Source organism: Actinomadura roseirufa (assembly GCF_900659635.1).
Taxonomy (GTDB): domain Bacteria; phylum Actinomycetota; class Actinomycetes; order Streptosporangiales; family Streptosporangiaceae; genus Spirillospora; species Spirillospora roseirufa.
Genome location: NZ_CAACVB010000007.1, coordinates 39,119 through 56,741, shown reverse-complemented (window position 1 = coordinate 56,741; position 17,623 = coordinate 39,119). Strand labels below are relative to the sequence as shown.

The window sequence follows — 17,623 nt, the reverse complement described above, 5'->3', positions numbered from 1 at the left end:
AGCTGTGGCGGCTGGGGTTCGAGACAAAGGTGGCGTGCCAAGACGCCAGAGAAGCCACCCGAGAAGGACCGTGCTGAGGTTTCGGCCCGGCTCATGGGACGCGCGTGGCGTCCCCCCTAATGGACCCGAACTCGAAATCGAGATCATCGCTGACAGCGGCCAGCTGCAGTTCCCCACGTACGGCCAGTTAGCCAGTGACGGTGGGTGATCGGTGAGGGATGGAAACGGGCAAGTCTGGGTTGGAGCGCGGCCGTGGCCCCGGTGGTGCCGGGGCCACGGCTGGGCGGTGGGTGGTTCTAGTGGAACTGGAAGTTGGCGGTGTGGTCGCTGCCGTCGGCCAGTTTCAGGTGGAAGGTGCGGCAGGTGCCGGCCCAGTTCTTGTCGGTCTTCCAGACGTAGGTGTAGCGGCCGGTGCCGGGGTCGTAGGTGAGGCCGGAGTTGGAGTCGGTGGTGGTCTCCACAGGGTCTTGGGTGCCGGTGCCACAGGTGGTGGCCTTGGAGTAGGGCGAGCCGTCGGCCAGCACGTTCAGGCCCTGGTCGCCATTCAGGGAGAACTTGACCGGGATGCTGCGTCCGGCGTTGACGGTGTTGAGGACGGGCGGGTTGTTCACCGGGGCGAAGAACCCGGTGAAGGTGTAGGTCGGCCCGGCCGGAGTGATGGTGGTGGTGGTGCTGGCGCTGCCGTCCAGGCTGAAAGAGGTGATGGTGGCGTCGGCGGTGACGGTTCCGGTGGCGGTGGGCAGCACGGTCAGCGTGATGGCGACGGGGTTGGGGCGGCCGGACGGGTTGGCGGCGGTGCAGACGGCGTGGGTGCCGGAGGCGTTGCAGGCCAGGTCGCCGCTGTCTTCGGTGACGGCGGTGAAGGTCGCGGCCGCGCCGGACAGGTCGGCGGTGACGGTCATGTCCCGGTCGAGGAAGGTGTTGACGGTGTAGGTGTAGGCGGTGCCAGCGGGGACCGGGTCGGCCGGGCCGGTGATCTCGATGGGGGCGGCGTGGGCCGGGCCCGCCAGGGCCAGCAGGCCCGCCGCGGTAAGGGCGAGCGCGGCGATCAGGGCGGCCGACCGGCCGCGGAGTCCGCGGCGGCGCGCCGGGACGCTGGTGGACGGTGACATGGGGGTGTCCCTTCCAGGGTCGTGCCCCGGCGGCCCATCGACGGGTCGGCTTGACGCGGCACGACGCCTGCGCGGGGCCCTCCTCCCCGGCGGTGGCGCATGCACGGGGTGAAGGACCGCACTCCCGGGCGGCGCGCGCGGCTTGATCCGTGGATCCCGTGCCGGACCGGAGGAGGGAGCCCCCGGTCCGTTACTGGAACGGATCATTCGCCTACCGTGAGCGATGTCCCCAGGATTGTCGCCACCCCGGCATGAACGCCAGAGGCTCGCTGTCCTGCATGGCAAGGACTCGCGTCCCGTCCACGCCGGGCGCGGGACCACTTCCCTGCCACGCATGCTCCAGGCGCGCTCTGCGCTGGACAAGCGGTACCTGGATCTCCTGCCGCTCGCCATCTGCACGCCGACGACGCCCGATACCGGCCAAGGCATCGCACTCTCAGAAGGCCCAACCCCGCACGTTTGGCGGCCCGCGACGCGATCACTGAACGTGGACACCCACGGCCAGATAGTTCCCCACTAACTGGCCGCCAGTGAGGAATCGCACTGGCCACCAACAATCATCGCCCACGACACCGTCCCCGGCTGACACGAAGCGCTCGCCCCACGGGCCCGGTTCGGCCCCACCAGCCGGGTCCACGCGTGATCACCTACCCGGCCGACAACGGCTCACCCCTGGCGTAGCTGCCCCGATCCGGCGCGAGGACTTCACCTCCGCATCGAAGCGAAGGCGTCCTATCCCGCGAACCCTCGAAGGGGCTATGAGGACTGGTCGGCGTGCTTGCCGACCATGAGCTGTTCGGGCTGTTGCGAACCCTCGTAGGGGCTATGAGGACCATCGAGTGGTACCTGTCCCAGGCCATCACCTGGATGTTGCGAACCCTCTTAGGGGCTATGAGGACGTTCGGCCTACGTCATACCACCATCGGGCCGCCAAGCCGGTTGCGAACCCTCGTAGGGGCTATGAGGACGTGGGGTCCCGCCGGTACAGGAGCCATCGATGCCCGTTGCGAACCCTCGTAGGGGCCATGAGGACGGAGAACCTGGGGCTGTCCGACGCCTCGTTCTGGTCGTTGCGAACCCTCGTAGGGGCTATGAGGACCCAGAAGTACCCGGAGAGCATGACCGCCGAGCTCGAGTTGCGAACCCTCGTAGGGGCTGTGAGGACCCCAGGGTAAAGCCGCAGGTGGTCCACGACTTGGGGGCGGTGCTGGCGGTCGATTCTTCAGCGAGCCTCCGGTTGTGCAGCGGACCCGGGGGTCCCGCTGAAAACGAGAACCGACGTGGTTGAGTATCGCAGCGTTCCGCCCGCCGTGCACCCTCTTGGGCGCCCAGAGCGTGAGGGTGGTTTCAGGCGGGACCGTGGTCCCCGGGCGCGCGCCGTTAACCCGGGGACCACGGGGTCTATTGGGTGGTGAGGTCTAGGGTTCGGGCGATTTCGTTGGCGGCTTGGTCGGCGGTTGTGCCTAGGTGCTTGCCGTGGCCTGGGTCGGAGTACCAGACGTAGGCGCCGGGGTTTGGGCGCCAGACCACGAAGCGGGGGCCCTCTTCGCGAGAGCGGACGTGGAGGATTTGCGTGCCGGATGGCAGCCTCGCCGAGATGTTGGGGAAGCGTCGGTTCACGAGTGTTGCCAGCTCTTCCAGGCGCTCGGCGTTCACGAGGCGGCCATCCGCTCGGCCGCGTTCAGCCATGGGTCGGCGACGTCGGGGGCGATGAACACCTGGCGGGTGTTGCCGCGTGGTGTCCGGCACTTCCACCAGCCGCCGCCCTGGTCCAGGAGGGTTCCGCGGATGTCGCGTGTCTCGGGGTCTAGAAGGAGGTAGACGCCCGCGCCGCCCTCGATGGCGAGACATCCCTCCTGGGAGGTGCGCGCCGACCGCTGGGCCTTGAGCGCGAGGGGTTCCTGCGGTCGGCGCGTGGTGGACGTGGGGGCTGCCGCGCGCTCGTCCCGCGTCCACGTCTTGGGGGTCCTCATCGCGCGGCCCGTCCCTGCTCGGTGTCCTCTGGCGTGAGGGGCTCGGTGCGCTGGCCGAGGTATCCGAGGATGAACACTGCGGCGTCGATGATCTGGTCGGCGGGGGCGATGGGCTCGCCCCAGGAGGTGAAAAGCCACAGCGTCCCGTCGTCCTCGGGGCGCTTGCGGCAGGTGATCAGGTCTCGGGGGTGGCGGGTCTCGGGGCAGCAGCCCGGCGCGTTCTGGTTGGTGACCAGCAGGCCGTTAGGGGTGAGTTCGACGGTGAGCTTGCGCGCGCCCAAGTGGGCAGCGAGGGCGGCTAGCCGTCCCTCCGGGGTCGTAGACTCCGCCATGGGCCGGGGTCCTTCCGGTCAAGGTCCCGGCCGGTGCGCTACCACCGCGTCCGGGACCGCCTTGTGTCGGAGGACACAGAGTCGCACTGAGTGACGGGAAGTACCACGGACGTAACGTACGGATCCGCATGGTCGTGCGCGGCCAACCCGTACGAGGCGTCCGGGCTGGCTGCGCGGTATGTCCTAGTCGTCGAGCTTTAGGGCCTTGACCAGCGTCCGCGTCTCGGGGGTGAGGCGGCGCTCCTGCTCACGAATCTCCGCTGTCACCTGGCGCGCGACGCGCTGGTGCCGGAACCACACCGGCGACACCTGCCGGGCCTCCAGGAGTTTGGTCGCTGCCGTTCGGCGATGCCCGGCGTCCAGATGGGCTTGTGCTACGTCCATCAGATGCGCGCCCCACGAAATTCCCTTCAGGTCCCCGGGGCGTATGCGGCGGGACGCCTCCAACACCTTCGCCGGCTCCTTCAGCACCGCGTAGCCGTAACCCGCTTGCATTGCCACCGTCGCCGGGCCGAAGGACGTGCGGTAAACCCACATGCGCCCGCCGATGCGCTCAGCGGCCGCGCCCGCGAGACGCAGATACTCTCCGGGGTCACGGTCCTGTGCGACGGTTGGCGCGACGGCCGTGGTGAGCAGGGACCCCCATACCGCCACCTCCATGTCGGTGCCCCGGAAGCCCGGCTCGATCTTCTCCGCCATCTTGACCACCACCGTCTCGGCCTCGGCGTATCGGTCCTGATGAAAGAGGACCCATGCGTACGACCAGTGCATGCAGGCCCACAGCAACGGATCATCTCCGCCATACGCCGCGTTGACGGCGCGTTCCGCGGCCAGGATCCCCAGATCGGCTCGGCCGATCTGGGCGGCGAGGCACGAAGCGACCTCGTACGCGAGCGCGAGGGGCTGCACGGCCGGGTTGCCGAGCGCCTCCCGGGTGACGCGAGCCTCGCCGATCAGGCCGGGCAGTGCGGCGAGGACCTCACCGAAGTTGCCCGCCCAGTAATCCGCCCATGCCTTGCCCACAGCCCGCTCAAGCCGGTCCATCGGGGTTGGTTCCCCTGGGTCGTCGGCGTCGAACCCGGGCAGGAGCGACGGCGAGGTGAGGACGTCCCGTAGTGCGAGGACGCTGCCGCCGTCGCGGTCGCGGCCCAAGCGTTCCCGTTTGTCGGTCAGTGCGGAGACCTCGACGTCGAGGGCACCTGCGAGCTTCGCGATCGAGGTGAGGCGCGCAGTCGAGCGACGCCCGCGTTCGAGCTTGCCGATCAAGTCAACGGACACGCCGCTCGCTTCGGCGAGTTGTTCTTGTGTGAGCGCCCGCTCCTTGCGCAGTGATCGCAGCCGGGCCCCGATGCTAGATTCGTCGTACATTCGGCTTCTCGCCTTCCCGACCTGACGTCTAGACAACCTCAGGCTACGGCGCAGGACCGTTGCGTGTTACCTCTGCGGACAGGTGGCCCTACTTCTCCCCCGGGCCCGGCCCTCGCTGCTCGGGTGGTGGCGCCGTCGCAGCGTCCGGCTCGACGGAACGCTCCTTTTCGTCACGTTGTCTCGGCTCGGGGTGCGGGCCGTGGCTTCGGGCGCCGGGTGGCCCCGGGCGGCCCTCGCCGAATCTTCTTCGCCGTGTGTTCGCGGGCGCGTGGGGCTTCGAAGTTGATCTTGTTTGGGCTCGCGGGTGTTTTGTGGAATTTTCACCTAGGTGGCCGAATGCGGTCATCGGGGCACGTCTTTCTTGACTCGCTTCCGGCGTTTCGGATTCGATCGTGAGTCTTCGCTCGTTGCACACGAGCCGGATCGGCCGCAAGGCCGGCTCCCACCGGCGCGGAAAAGCGAGGCAACAGGCGTGCAGAGGGATCAGCGTTGAGTTCTGACGGTCCGCTCGACCAGCGGTCGAACGCGGTGCGTGTTTTGATTGTCAGCGACAATCCTGTATTGCGGATCGGGCTTCATTCGCTGCTGCGGACGGCGCCGATGCTGGACGTCGTCGGGAACGGGACGGTCAAGCTCTCGATGGCCGACGTCCGGCGGCACGAGCCGGACGTCGTGGTGCTGGACGCCTCACCGCCGCCCACCGGCGACATCGGCGCGCTGGCGCGGCTGCGGCCGGGTGCCCGGATCGTCGCGGTGACGGCGGCGCAGGATCCCCGGCTGCTGGTCGGGGCGCTGCTGGCGGGCGCGCACAGCTGCCTGGTCTACGGGCATTTCGAGCCGCAGTCGCTGGCCGGGCTGATCCTCTCGGCGCACCGGGGCGAGTCGCATCTGTCCGGGCCGGCGGTGACGGCGCTGGTGCGCTGGCTGCACGAGGGGCACTCGGCGGCGGCGCCGGACGACCCGGGGCTCACCCCGCGCGAGGTGGAGATCCTGGAGCTGATCGCGGCCGGGCTGACGAACCGGCAGATAGCGCGCCGGCTCGTCATCTCCGAGAAGACCGTGAAGAACCACGCGCACCAGATCTATAAGCGGCTCGGCGCGGATGGCCGGGAACACGCCACCGCACGCTGGCAAGAATGGAAATCCGCGCGTCGGCGGGGCCGGTCATAAATCCTCGTGATGACCGCTGTCCAGGGCGGTCCTAGGACCGGGCCCAGAGCAAGATGGACCCCGCCGCCGTCTTTACTCGCCGAGACGCCTGCCGCATGCTCTGGCTGGCTGCGTCGCAGCCCATTTATTTCCCATTTCGATAGTGGATGTGAATCGGTGTGAATTCTTCGATCACCATCGAAATGCGTCCGGAGGAGGCGTGATGAGAGTCAGTCGTCGTCCCGCTCTCAGTGCCCTTTGCGGGGTCCTGACAGCGGCCGCCCTGGCCACCTGTCCACAGGCGAGCGCGCGGGTGGTGGGCCCGCGCGTCGACCTGCAGGTGCTCGTCGTCACCAACGGCTCGTCCTCGGTGTCCGCGGTGACGGACCAGCTCAAGCTCGAGGGCGTGCCCTACAAGACCGTCGACCTGAGGGCGGCCGACCGGCCGGTCATCAACGAGGCGTTCCTGTCCGACACCGTCGACGGGGTCGCGCGGGCCAAGTACCAGGCGGTCGTCCTGCCCAACGCCTCGCCGTTCACGAACGGCGCGGAGGCGACCGCGCTCGCCGACTACGAGAAGAAGTTCGGGATCCGCCAGCTCGACGGCTACGTCTACCCCGGCGCTGACGTCGGGCTGAACGCGCCCGGGTACGCCGGCTCCCTGGACGGGGCGGCGGCCGAGGCGACGCCCGCCGCACGCGCGGACGCGTTCCGCTACCTGCGCGGGCCGGTGAAGTTCGACGACCTCGTCCCGAACCAGTCGGAGAGCTACGGGTTCATCGCGACGCCCCAGCCGGACGACCCCGCGACCGGACGGTCCTTCCAGCCGTTCCTCACCGCGACCGTGGGCACGACGACGGGCACGCTCGGCGGGGTCTACAACCACGACGGGCGCAGCGAGCTGGTGCTGACCTTCGCGGCCAACGGCGAGCAGTGGCAGTTCCGGACGCTCGGCCACGGCATCATCACCTGGCTGACCAAGGGCGTCCACCTCGGCTACACCCGCAACTACTTCGGCGTCCACGTGGACGACGTGTTCCTGCCGGACTCGCGCTGGAGCACCGAGAGCAACTGCACGCCCGGTGAGGACTGCCCCGGCGGGGTCACCACGCCCGACATCCGGATGTCCCCCGCCGACGTGACGTACGCGGCGGACTGGCAGACGCAGCGCTCGTTCCCGCTCGACCTCGCGTTCAACGGCCTCGGCAGCGACGAGGCGATCACCCGGGACGGGTCGGACCCGCTGACCACGTCGCTGGTCGACAACCGGGCCAAGTTCCGGTGGCTGAACCACACCTACGGGCACGCCTACCTGGGCTGCGTGCAGGACCTGTCCGTCCGGCCGTGGAGGTGCCGCACCGACGACGACGACAAGGTCAGGTGGGTCAGCCAGGCGCAGATCCAGCAGGAGGTCGCCAAGAACATCGAGTGGGCGGGCCAGCACGGCATCACCGTCCCTGCGGCGGAGCTGGTCACCGGTGAGCACTCGGGTCTGCGGATCCAGCCGCAGCAGCCCGACGACAACCCGAACCTCGCGCCGGGGCTGTCCGGCCTCGCCGTCACCTGGGTCGCCGGGGACGCCTCGCGGGAGCGGGCGCAGCGGGCGCTGGGCACGCTGCGGACCGTCCCGCGGCATCCGCTGAGCGTCTTCTTCAACGTCGCGACCGAGGCCGAGGAGGTCGACGAGTACAACTGGATCTACACCCGGCGCGCGGACGGCGGCAGCGGCATCTGCGAGGACAACCCGTCCACGACCACGTGCATCAAGCCGCTGGACGCGGCGACGGGGTTCGCGTCCTACATCGTGCCGACCGACGCGCAGATCGCGCTGTCGCACGTGCTCGGCAACGACCCGCGGCCGCACTACGCGCACCAGTCGAACCTGACCGAGGGGCGGATCCTCTACCCGCTGCTCGACCGGGTCCTCGGCGACTACCGGGCGGCGTTCGCCGACAACACGCCGGTCGTGTCCGGGTCGATGGCGGAGGCGGGCACCGAGCTCGGCCGCCAGGACGTGTGGCGCGCCGCGCTGCGCGACGGCGCCGTGGAGAAGGGCACCGTCACCGCCTACGTCCAGGACGGCACCGTCACCGTCAAGGCCCCGGACGGGCTGGACGTTCCCGTCACCGTGCCCGAGGGCTCGAAGGACGGGGCGACCGGGGCGGCGTTCGGCGCCGCGTACTCCGGTGAGCGGTCCGCCTACCGGACGGGGAACTTCACGCTCCTGCCCCCTGGAGCCTGACGTTGGACATCACCCTGGTGACGGAGGGCACCTATCCGCACAACTACGGTGGCGTGAGCGTCTGGTGCGACCAGCTCGTGCAGGGCATGCCGGAGCACTCCTTCCATGTCCTGGCGCTCACGATCACCGGTGCGGAGCCCGTGAAGTGGGACCTTCCCGACCACGTCACCGCCGAAGCCGTACCGATGTGGGGGCCGCCCGGCGGGCGGCCCCCGTCCGGCGGGGCGGCGCGGCGCTTCGAGAAGCTGTGCCGGGCGTTCCTGCACGCGATCCTCACCCCCTCCGGCCCGGAGGGGGAGGTGTTCCCGCACATCCTGCGGGCCCTGTTCGACTTCGGGCAGGACTACGGCCTCCAGGCGGCGCTGCGCACGGAGGGACCGGTCCGCTGGCTCATGGAGGAGTGGGCCGGCCGCAGGAAGGAGTACGAGCGGATCGGGGTGCGGCCCACGGTGCACGACGCCCTCACGGTGATCGACCTGCTGGAGCACCTGCTGCGGCCGATGATGCGGCCGCCGCGCAAGGCCGATCTCACGCACGCGGTGTCCAACGGCATCCCGGTGCTGCCCGGCCTGGCGGCCAAGTGGACGCACGGGACGCCGCTGTGCCTGACCGAGCACGGCATCTACCTGCGGGAGCGGTACATCGGCTACCAGCGGTCGGCGTACTCGTGGCCGGTCAAGTCGGCGCTGCTCGGCTTCCTGCGGCTGCTGTGCGCCACCGGGTACCGGGTCGCGGACCTGGTGACCCCCTGCAACCTGTACAACCAGCGGTGGGAGGTGCGGTGCGGGGCGGATCCGGAGAACCTGGAGACCGTCTACAACGGGGTCGACCCCGCTGCCTTCCCGGCGGCCGGCGCCGAACCCGAGCTGCCGACGATCAGCTGGGCCGGGCGGGTCGATCCGATCAAGGACCTGGAGACGCTGATCCGGGCGTTCGCCCTGGTCAAGGATGAGGTACCGGACGCGAGGCTGCGCATGTTCGGTGGCACGCCGTCCGGCGGCGAGCGGTACCGCACCCGGTGCGAGGAACTGGCCGCCGAGCTCGGGATCGCCGACCAGACCACGTTCGAGGGACGGGTCGACGACATCCGGGAGGCCTACGCCGCGGGGACGGTGGTGGTCCTGTCGAGCATCTCCGAGGGCTTCCCCTACACCCTGATCGAGGCGATGACGTGCGGCCGCGCGACCGTCGCGACCGACGTCGGCGGGGTCAGGGAGGCGGTCGCCGACACGGGGCTCGTCGTGCCGCCGCGGGCGCCGCGGCAGATGGCGGACGCGTGCGTGCGGCTGCTGCGCGACGAGGTGTCCCGGCGGCGGCTCGGCCGGGCCGCGCGGGAGCGGGCGCTGGAGCTGTTCACCGTCGACCGGGCGGTGGACGCGTTCCGGTCGATCTACGCGGGCCTGTCCTCACCGGGCGCGCCGGACTGCCGTCCGGAGGCGAGACTCGCATGACCGCCTCCTTCCTGCCCGACCCGGCCGCGCGGCCGGGCGAGCACGGCACCGGGTCCGCGGCGGAGCCGCGCGGCTCCGCCGCGGACGCGCTGGAGGCGCTGCGGGAGCGCATGGCGGAGCTGTGCGCGAACGCGGTCGACCCGCTGGAGGTGACGGCGGCGCTGGAGGCGGACGGGATCAACGACGAGGCGGCCCGCGGCTACGGCCATCCCGACGTGTTCGCGCTCGCCGAGGACCTGTTCGCGCGGACGCCGCGGCGGCCGCCGGCGCCCGAGACGGCGGCGGACCCGTGGCGCGCCGTGCCCTGGCGGCATCTGCTGCGCGGGATCCTGTTCGGCCTGCCGGGGCTGTGCTACGTCACCGCGACGCCGGTGCTGACCAGGACCGCCGCCGGTGTGCTGCTGGTGTTCTCGCTGCTGCTGTCGTGGACGGTGAGCCAGGGGACGGCCTATCTCGGGTACGTCCAGCTGGGGCTCGGGAACAAGGCGGCGGCGGCGCGGGTGCTGCGCCACGGGCTCGCGGCCGGGGCGCTGGTGGTGGTGCCGGTGACGGCCGCCGCCGGGGTGATCCTCGGCGCGGGGACGGCGGCGACCGCGCTGGCGGCCGGGCTCGGCGGCTATCTGCTGTCGGCGACGGTCGCGCAGGTCAACGGCGCGGAGCGGCGGCTGCTGCTGGCGTTCGCGCCCGGGGTCGCCGGGTTCGCGGTCTATCTGGCCGGGCACGGCGGCGCGCTGCCCGAGCCGCGGCCGGACGGGACGCCGGGCACCGTCCCGGTGGGCGTGTGGGCGTGCTGGTTCGCGACGCTCGCGGCGACCGTCGCGCTGGCGGTGGTGTGCACCGCCGGGGCGGGGCGCTCCACCCGCCCGGTCGCCACCCGCCGGGAGATCAGAGCGGCGCTGCCCTTCGCCGCGTTCGGGCTGCTCACCGGCGGGCTGCTGACGTTCACGCTGCTGTGCGCGCTCGCGGGACGGCCGGTGCCGTCGGGCTCGACGACGGTCGCGGTGCTGTCGCTGTCGCTGTCCATGGGCGTCGCGGAGTGGATCCTGTACGCCTACCGCGGGCGCGTGCACCGGCTGCTGCACGAGCACTGGGACATCGTGGGGTTCACCCGCGCCGCCCGTGCCGTGCTGGCCGGCGCGCTCGCCCGGTACCTGGCCGCGCTCGCGGTGCTCGTCGCCGTGGCGGCGGCGCTGGCCGGGCTGCCCACCACGGCGGCCACGCTGCGCATGCTCGGCGGGTTCCTCGGGCTCGGCGGCGTGTTCTTCCTGGCCCTGATCCTTCAGGCGTGCGGGCGGATCGGCGTGGTCCTGCTCGCCTACGCCTGCTTCCTGGCCGCCGAGGCCGCCGTCGCGTGGGCCGTCCCCGGCATGGAGCCCGGGACGGTCCAGATGGCGGCGGCCGGCGGGCTGTTCCTCGTCCTGTCGATCTACGCGGGGGACGTTCTGTCCCGCGCCACCTCCCATCGCTGACACTCGACGAAAGGCATGGATCCGATGAAGAACATGGTCGCCGTGACGGGAGCCGATGGGTTCATCGGCTCCCACCTCGTCGAGACGCTGGTGGAGCAGGGCCACCGCGTCCAGGCCATGGCGCAGTACAACTCGTTCGGGACGTGGGGATGGCTCGACGCGCTCCCGCCGGACGTCATGGCCGAGGTGGAGGTGATGCCGGGCGACATACGGGACCCGGAGTCGGTGTACGACCTGATCGGCAAGGCCGACGTGGTCTACCACCTGGCCGCGCTCATCGCGATCCCCTACTCCTACCGGGCGCCGCAGTCCTACGTCGACACCAACGTCGTCGGGACCCTGAACGTGCTGGAGGCCGTCCGGAACCTGTGCACGCCGCGGCTCGTGCACACCTCGACCAGCGAGACCTACGGGACGGCGCGCAGCGTGCCGATCGACGAGTCGCACCCGCTCCAGGCGCAGTCCCCCTACGCGGCGACGAAGATAGCGGCGGACAAGCTCGTGGAGAGCTACCACGCCAGCTTCGGGGTGCCCGTGGTGACGCTGCGCCCGTTCAACACCTTCGGGCCGCGCCAGTCCGCGCGCGCCTTCATCCCCACCGTCGCCAGCCAGATCGCCGCGGGCACCGAGGTCGTGAAGGTGGGGTCGCTGGAGCCGACCCGGGACTTCACCTTCGTCAAGGACACCGCGGCGGCGTTCACCGCCGTCGGCACCGCGCCCGCCGAGGCCGTCACCGGCCGGCTGTTCAACGCCGGCACCGGCGTGGAGATCTCGATGGGACGGCTCGCCCGCACGATCGCGGACCTGATGGGCGCGCGGACCGAGTTCCGCACCGACGCGGCCCGCGAGCGGCCCGCCGCGTCGGAGGTCATGCGCCTGGTCTGCGACAGCTCCCGGCTGCGCCGCGCCACCGGCTGGCGCCCCCGGCACACCCTCGAAGAGGGCCTCAAGGAGACCGTCGAGTGGTTCCTCGACCCCGTCAACCTGGCGCGCTACCGGCCGTCCAGGTACACCATCTAGGTACGGAGAGGCATCATGCACGCCGTAATCCTCGCTGGCGGCAAGGGGGTGCGGCTGCGGCCGTACACGACGACGCTGCCCAAGCCGCTCGTCCCGATCGGCGACGAGTACGCCATCCTGGAGATCCTGCTGCACCAGCTCTCCCGGCAGGGGTTCCGCACGGTGACCCTGGCCATCGGGCACCTGGGTCATCTCATCCGGTCCTACATCGGCAACGGAAGCCGGTGGGGGGTACGCGTCGACTACACCTCGGAGGAGGCGCCGCTCGGCACGATCGGCCCGCTGCTGACGATGCGCGACCGGCTCCCGGCCGACTTCCTCGTGATGAACGGCGACGTCCTCACCGACCTCGACTTCGCGGGGCTGCTGGACGAGCACCGCATGACCGGTCCGCCGCTGACCGTGGCGACGTACGCGCGCCGGGTCGACATCGACTTCGGCGTCCTCACCTCCCGGGACGGCCGGGTCGTCGAGTTCACCGAGAAGCCCTCGCTCGACTACCAGGTCAGCATGGGCGTGTACGGCGTCGCCAAGGACGCGCTCACCAAGTACGAGCCGGGCCTGGCACTCGGCTTCGACGAGCTGGTCCTGGATCTGCTGGCCGAGGGGCGGCATCCGCGCGAGCACCGCTTCGACGGCTACTGGCTCGACATCGGGCGCCCGGACGACTACGACCGGGCCAACGCCGAGTTCGCCCACCTGCGCCCGCTGCTCATGGAGGGCCGGGCGCACGTGGCGGCCGCCGGGCCGGGGCCACCGCCGGGCGGCGCGCCCGGCGGTGGTCCCGTCATCGGTCGGGCTGGTGGACTTCATTTGCTGCCGAGGGCCGCGATGTCGAACGTCCACACCGGGTTGCCCGCCATGCCCGTCACCGAGCCGGCCGTGACGAACCGCTGGCTCGGCTGGAGCAGTTGCACGAACGGGCCGCGGGCGTTGAGCTGGGACTGGATCTGGCGGTACTGGGCGAACCGGTCGTCACCGACGGTCGTCGCGACCTTGGCCCCGGCGTCCTCCAGCTCCTTGTCGGCGCCCTTCTTCCAGCCCGACCGCTCACCGATCAGGCCGCCGGGGACGAACGCGAGGTAGTTGCTGGCGTCCGGGTAGTCCGGGCTCCACCACCACAGGCCCATCTCCTCCTTGCCGTCACGGTAGCTCTCCAGGGCCGTCGCGATCGGGGCGGGGGCGAGGTCGACGGTGATGCCGACCTCCTTGAGGTTGGCCTGGACGCGCTCGGCGAGCGGCTGGAACGACAGGCCGTTGAGCGTGAAGTCGCTGGGGTACTCCAGCTTGACCCGGGGGTTGGCGATCCCGGCCGAGGCGAGCGCCGCCTTCGCGCCCGCCACGTCCCGCTTGGGCGCCTGGTCCGCGGTCAGCGCACCGTTGATCATCGACGGGACGATACCGGCGGCCTGCACCGAGCCCGCGCCGCCCAGCTCCAGCAGGCCCGCGTAGTCCACGCCCTTGCGGACGGCCTCCGCGAACTTGGGGTTGGACGTGGTCTTGCTGACCGCCGGGTTCCGGTTGGTCAGCAGGAAGAAGACGTTGGCGGAGGCGCCCTTGGTGGTCTGGGTGCCGCCGCCGATGCCCTGTGCCTGGTCGGCCGTGAGGTCCACCGCGACCTGGCTGTCCCCGCGCTGCACGTTCAGCTTCTGGGTCTGCGACTGGACGTTGCGCAGCACGACCTTCTTGTAGGTCGGCTTGGTCGCGCCCCAGTACTTGTCGTTGGCCTTCAGCACGACCTGCGTGGCCGCGTTGAAGGACTCCAGCACGTACGGCCCGGATCCGGCCGACTGCTTGTTCAGGTAGGCCTCGGCCTTGTCGGCGGGGCCCGCGGCGCCGCCGTTGGCCTGGACGACCTTGGAGTTGACGATGCCGAGCGCCGGGTTCGGCAGGACGAACGGCAGCGACGGGTTCGGCTTGGCCGACACCAGCGTCACGGTCGTCGCGTCGGTCTTCTCGACCTTCACGCCGTCGAGCAGGAACGACGGGTTGCCCTTGAGGTCGCGGACCCGGTTGAGCGAGAACACGACGTCGTCCGCGGTGACCGGGCTGCCGTCGGAGAAGACCGCGCCCTGGCGCAGCTTGAGGGTGAGCTTCTTGCCGTCCTTGGACAGCTCGTACGACTCGGCGAGCGCCGGCACCGGCTTGCTCACATCGGAGCCCTGGAAGGTGAGCAGGGTGTCGTACAGTGCGCGGTCGATGAGCAGGCCGGTCTGCTCGTACATCCGGCCCGGGTCCGCGGTCTTGAGGTTGAACGAGGTGTCGACGACCAGGGCCTTGCCTCCGGCCGAGCTGGACGACCCGTCCCCGCCCGAGCAGGCGGCCAGGCCGACCGCACTGGCCAGCAAGAGGGGAAGGGCGACCGCCCGCCGTGTGGCCCCACGCGTGATCGGCATGAGACGCCTCCGATGAGTCCGGTAGATGAAATGTCTGCTTCTAGACGTTTAAGTCCCGATAGTGCAAGACTGCCGTCATAGCGTCTACACGCGGCCGCAAAGACAAGACAAAGCGAAGGGAGGCGGCGGATCCATGGTCAAATCGTCGGACGGAGCACCCTCAGAGGCCCCTGACACTGGACGTATGCACACCGAACTGGACGCGATCCACCTCAAGATGCTGGAGGTCCTGCGCCAGGACGGCCGGATCTCCATCGCCGCCCTCGCCCAGCAGGTCGGGATCTCCCGGGCCAACGCCTACATGCGCTTCGAGGCGCTGCGCACCAGCGGCGTGATCAGCCGGTTCACCGCGCAGGTCGACCCGGTCCGCACCGGCCTCGGCATCTGCGCGCTCATCTTCGTCACCGTCCGGCAGCAGATGTGGCCGCAGTTCCGCGCCCAGCTCGCCTCGATGCCCGAGGTCGAGTACTGCGCGATCACCACCGGCCAGCACGACGCGATGATCCAGGTCAGGGCCACCGACGTCGCCGCCGTGCACCGGCTGGTCTCCGAGCGGCTGGCCGGCATCCCGGCGGTGAAGGCGACCGAGACCGTCCTCATCCTCGACGAGGTCATCCGCCGCCCGTACGTCCTGACCTCCGACAGCGCCCCCGCGCCGGCGAAGGCGCGCCCCGCGAGCGAGTCGGTGGCGCACGGCCGGATGCGCTTCATCCGCGCGGACGCCGGCCGCGCCGCCATGCGGGACCCCGGCTAGACGATCTCCTCGCACACGCTGACCTGCGGGGTGTCGTCCCCGTCGAACCGGAACTCCTCCACCAGCCGCATCCGCCCGTCCGGCAGCAGCTCGATCCGGTTGGAGCTGCGTCCGGCCACCGGGGCCGTGCCCCGCGTGGTCAGGTGCACGTAGCTGAGCTCCACGTCGGCCCCGTCCCGGACGCCCACGAAACGGCCGTGGACCACCGTGTCGCCCTCGTAGCTGCCCCAGATCACCCCGTCGGCCTCGGTGTAGGCGAAGCGCGTGGGGGCGTCCGGATCCACCCGGCTCGCGGTCGAGCTGACCATCGCGAACCGCCGGCCGTCCAGATTGAACACATTCGTCTTATCCACAGGGGGCATCGTGCCTGCTCCCGCGGCGGACGCAACCGGCACTGAACGCATCGTCGCGAAACCGGGCCGCCGCGTGGACGAAGCGTCCGCCATCGATCATCCGCGGCGCGATCCGTCCAACCCCGGCTACCCCAGCCGGCCGAGCCGCACCACCAGCAGCACCGCCGCCACGGCCACCAGAGCCAGCGCGAGGATCAGGACACCCGCGTTCACCATGCCGCCCATGGCAGGCGATGCTACTGGCGCCCCCATCGGCCCGGATAGGCTTTCCGCATGGCCCGACCTCTGGTGATCAAGGTGACCGCGGGCGCGGACGCCCCGGAACGATGCAACCAGGCGTTCACGATCGCCGCCGCCGCCGTGGCGAGCGGCCTGCCCGTCTCCCTCTGGCTGACGGGCGAGTCGTCCTGGTTCGCCCTCCCCGGCAGGGCAGCGGAGTTCCGCCTCCCGCACGCCACGCCCCTGGAGGACCTCATCGCGGTCATCCTGTCCGCGGGCCGGGTGACCCTGTGCACCCAGTGCGCGGCCCGCCGCGAGATAGGCCCGGACGACGTCCTGCCCGGCATCCGCATCGCCGGCGCCCCCACCTTCGTGGAAGAGGCCACCGCCGAGAACGTCCAGGCCCTCATCTACTGACCCGGGGCCGGCCGTCTCAGCGGGCGCGGAGCCCGTTCAGCAGCAGGGCCACCGTCCGGCGGCGAAGGTCGTCGGACCATCCGGCGGCCAGGGCGCCATGCGCGGTCGCCGTGAGAAGCGCCATGACCTCGTCGAGCCGGACCTCCGGCCGGACGGTCCCCGCGTCCTTCGCGGCGTCCAGCAGCGAGCCGAACGCCCGGGTGAACGCCATGATCTGCTCACCCGGCTCGATGGACGTCCCCTCCTCCGCCAGCAGGCTCACGACGGTGCCGACCTCGGCCGAGCGTTCGACGACGAAGGCGAAGTAGTCGAAGAACGCGCTCCCCGCCCGCCCACCGGCGAGCACGGTCTCGGCCTCGGCGACGAGACCGTCCCGTACCTCCTTCATGATCGCGGCGAGGAGGTCGCGCTTGGTCGGGAAATGCCGGAACACCGTGCCGATGGCGACGCCGGCGCGGGCGGCGACCTCCTCGGTGGAGGCGGAGGCGCCCCGTTCGGCGAACACCTCCTCGGCGGCGGCGAGGATGCGGGCGCGGTTGCGCAGCGCGTCGGCGCGCATGGGCTTGCTCGGCGTCATTCGTCCACTCGTTGACAAGATGAGTCGCGACTCATATTTTTCATGAGCCGACACTCATGTTAGTCCACGCCGAAGGGACCGCCCATGCCCACGCCGACCCCACGAGACCTTTTCGCCCGGTTCCAGCGCAACGCCCTGTCCGGCCAGGCCGCGCTGGACGAGGAGATGCTGTCCGCCGACGTCGTCGTGGAGCAGCCGTTCGCTCCCGCCGAGCACCGCCTGACCGAGGGCCGCGAGAAGGTCCTCGCCATGGTCCGGGCGGGACGCGAGGCATTCCCCCTCACGCTGGAGGAGTTCCGGGACGTCGTGATCCACGAGACCGCCGACCCCGAGGTGATCATCGTCGAGTACCGGCTGACGGCCACGGTGCCGGGACGCGGCACGCGGGCGAGCGCCGCGTGCGTGGTGGTCCTGCACGCCCGCGACGGACGCATCGTCCACTGGCGCGAGTACCAGGACCAGGCGGCGATCGCCGAGGCCCTCGCCTGATCGCCCCGCCCCGCGGACCGCCGGGCTCAGCCCCCTCGCCGGACCACCGCGGCGCGACGAACCGAACCACTGACGTCGACCTGGAATTCGGCGGCGAATTCCTCCAGCCTCCGGCGATCACGCAGATCCTCCGGAGCCAACGGAAGATCGCCGACCTCGCTCACCGACGACCCCGCCGGAGCGGCGAACGTCACGGCGGTGGAATCATCCGGCACCGTGATCACCGAAGAGATGATCCCCTGCCCGTCGTGAACAACGAAGAACCTCATCGGCTCACTTTCTAGGCGACGTCGACAGCCCCT

At 70.7% G+C, this 17,623-nt stretch carries 16 protein-coding genes and 1 pseudogene; 9 read left to right on the top strand and 8 right to left on the bottom strand.

All coding sequences use genetic code 11. From position 1 onward, the window contains the following. Window positions 1–296 precede the first annotated feature (296 nt). From E1291_RS44480 to E1291_RS03005, 4 genes are all read right to left on the bottom strand, one after another. Window positions 297–1,112, bottom strand: a complete 816-nt coding sequence (locus tag E1291_RS44480) for a PxKF domain-containing protein (RefSeq protein WP_131735972.1) — start codon at window positions 1,110–1,112, stop codon at window positions 297–299. Window positions 1,113–2,764: 1,652 nt separating this feature from the next. Further along, complete coding sequence (locus E1291_RS03015; RefSeq protein WP_131735971.1) at window positions 2,765–3,085, bottom strand: hypothetical protein; 321 nt, start codon at window positions 3,083–3,085, stop codon at window positions 2,765–2,767. After that, window positions 3,082–3,417, bottom strand: coding sequence for a hypothetical protein (locus E1291_RS03010; protein WP_131735970.1), 336 nt, complete (start codon window positions 3,415–3,417; stop codon window positions 3,082–3,084). The genes E1291_RS03015 and E1291_RS03010 overlap by 4 nt, the downstream gene beginning before the upstream one ends. Before the next feature lie 183 nt (window positions 3,418–3,600). Further along, on the bottom strand, window positions 3,601–4,785 hold the full coding sequence (locus tag E1291_RS03005) for a helix-turn-helix domain-containing protein (protein WP_131735969.1): 1,185 nt from the start codon (window positions 4,783–4,785) through the stop codon (window positions 3,601–3,603). A gap of 528 nt (window positions 4,786–5,313) precedes the next feature. Here E1291_RS03005 and E1291_RS03000 point away from each other — a divergent pair. The 6 genes and pseudogenes from E1291_RS03000 to E1291_RS43685 form a co-directional block, all read left to right on the top strand. Next, window positions 5,314–5,955, top strand: a complete 642-nt coding sequence (locus E1291_RS03000; RefSeq protein ID WP_370770932.1) for a LuxR C-terminal-related transcriptional regulator — start codon at window positions 5,314–5,316, stop codon at window positions 5,953–5,955. 202 nt (window positions 5,956–6,157) lie between these two features. Beyond that, window positions 6,158–8,176, top strand: coding sequence for a response regulator (locus E1291_RS02995; RefSeq protein WP_131735967.1), 2,019 nt, complete (start codon window positions 6,158–6,160; stop codon window positions 8,174–8,176). 2 nt (window positions 8,177–8,178) lie between these two features. Further along, a complete protein-coding gene (pelF, locus tag E1291_RS02990; RefSeq protein ID WP_207400519.1) occupies window positions 8,179–9,627 on the top strand; it encodes a GT4 family glycosyltransferase PelF in 1,449 nt (482 codons plus the stop codon). Further along, window positions 9,624–11,096 (top strand): hypothetical protein, encoded by a 1,473-nt coding sequence (locus E1291_RS02985; protein ID WP_131735966.1) that lies wholly within the window; start codon window positions 9,624–9,626, stop codon window positions 11,094–11,096. The genes pelF and E1291_RS02985 overlap by 4 nt, the downstream gene beginning before the upstream one ends. 42 nt (window positions 11,097–11,138) lie before the next feature. Then, a complete protein-coding gene (locus E1291_RS02980) occupies window positions 11,139–12,116 on the top strand; it encodes a GDP-mannose 4,6-dehydratase (RefSeq protein ID WP_278045220.1) in 978 nt (325 codons plus the stop codon). 15 nt (window positions 12,117–12,131) lie between these two features. Next, window positions 12,132–12,794: pseudogene (locus E1291_RS43685) on the top strand (sugar phosphate nucleotidyltransferase); the annotation flags it as partial. A 131-nt stretch (window positions 12,795–12,925) separates the two neighbouring features. Here E1291_RS43685 and E1291_RS02970 read toward each other — a convergent pair. Next, the gene (locus E1291_RS02970) at window positions 12,926–14,512 is read right to left on the bottom strand and encodes an ABC transporter substrate-binding protein (protein WP_131735964.1); all 1,587 of its coding nucleotides are present in this window, start codon (window positions 14,510–14,512) and stop codon (window positions 12,926–12,928) included. A 184-nt stretch (window positions 14,513–14,696) separates the two neighbouring features. Here E1291_RS02970 and E1291_RS02965 point away from each other — a divergent pair, with 184 nt between their 5' ends. Continuing rightward, entirely contained in the window at window positions 14,697–15,266 is a 570-nt protein-coding gene (locus tag E1291_RS02965) for an Lrp/AsnC family transcriptional regulator (RefSeq protein WP_242613908.1), read from the top strand. Here E1291_RS02965 and E1291_RS02960 read toward each other — a convergent pair. After that, complete coding sequence (locus E1291_RS02960; RefSeq protein WP_242613907.1) at window positions 15,263–15,619, bottom strand: avidin-fold protein; 357 nt, start codon at window positions 15,617–15,619, stop codon at window positions 15,263–15,265. The genes E1291_RS02965 and E1291_RS02960 overlap by 4 nt on opposite strands. Before the next feature lie 273 nt (window positions 15,620–15,892). Here E1291_RS02960 and E1291_RS02955 point away from each other — a divergent pair, with 273 nt between their 5' ends. Further along, a complete protein-coding gene (locus E1291_RS02955) occupies window positions 15,893–16,255 on the top strand; it encodes a DsrE family protein (RefSeq protein ID WP_131735962.1) in 363 nt (120 codons plus the stop codon). Window positions 16,256–16,271: 16 nt separating this feature from the next. Here the strand turns inward: E1291_RS02955 and E1291_RS02950 are convergent, their stop codons facing one another. After that, complete coding sequence (locus tag E1291_RS02950) at window positions 16,272–16,832, bottom strand: TetR/AcrR family transcriptional regulator (RefSeq protein ID WP_131735961.1); 561 nt, start codon at window positions 16,830–16,832, stop codon at window positions 16,272–16,274. Window positions 16,833–16,916: 84 nt separating this feature from the next. Between E1291_RS02950 and E1291_RS02945 the strand changes: the two genes are divergently transcribed. Next, the gene (locus tag E1291_RS02945; RefSeq protein ID WP_131735960.1) at window positions 16,917–17,321 is read left to right on the top strand and encodes a nuclear transport factor 2 family protein; all 405 of its coding nucleotides are present in this window, start codon (window positions 16,917–16,919) and stop codon (window positions 17,319–17,321) included. A gap of 26 nt (window positions 17,322–17,347) precedes the next feature. On the opposite strand, the gene E1291_RS02940 is transcribed toward E1291_RS02945, so the two are convergent. Then, complete coding sequence (locus E1291_RS02940) at window positions 17,348–17,590, bottom strand: hypothetical protein (RefSeq protein WP_131735959.1); 243 nt, start codon at window positions 17,588–17,590, stop codon at window positions 17,348–17,350. Window positions 17,591–17,623 lie beyond the last annotated feature (33 nt).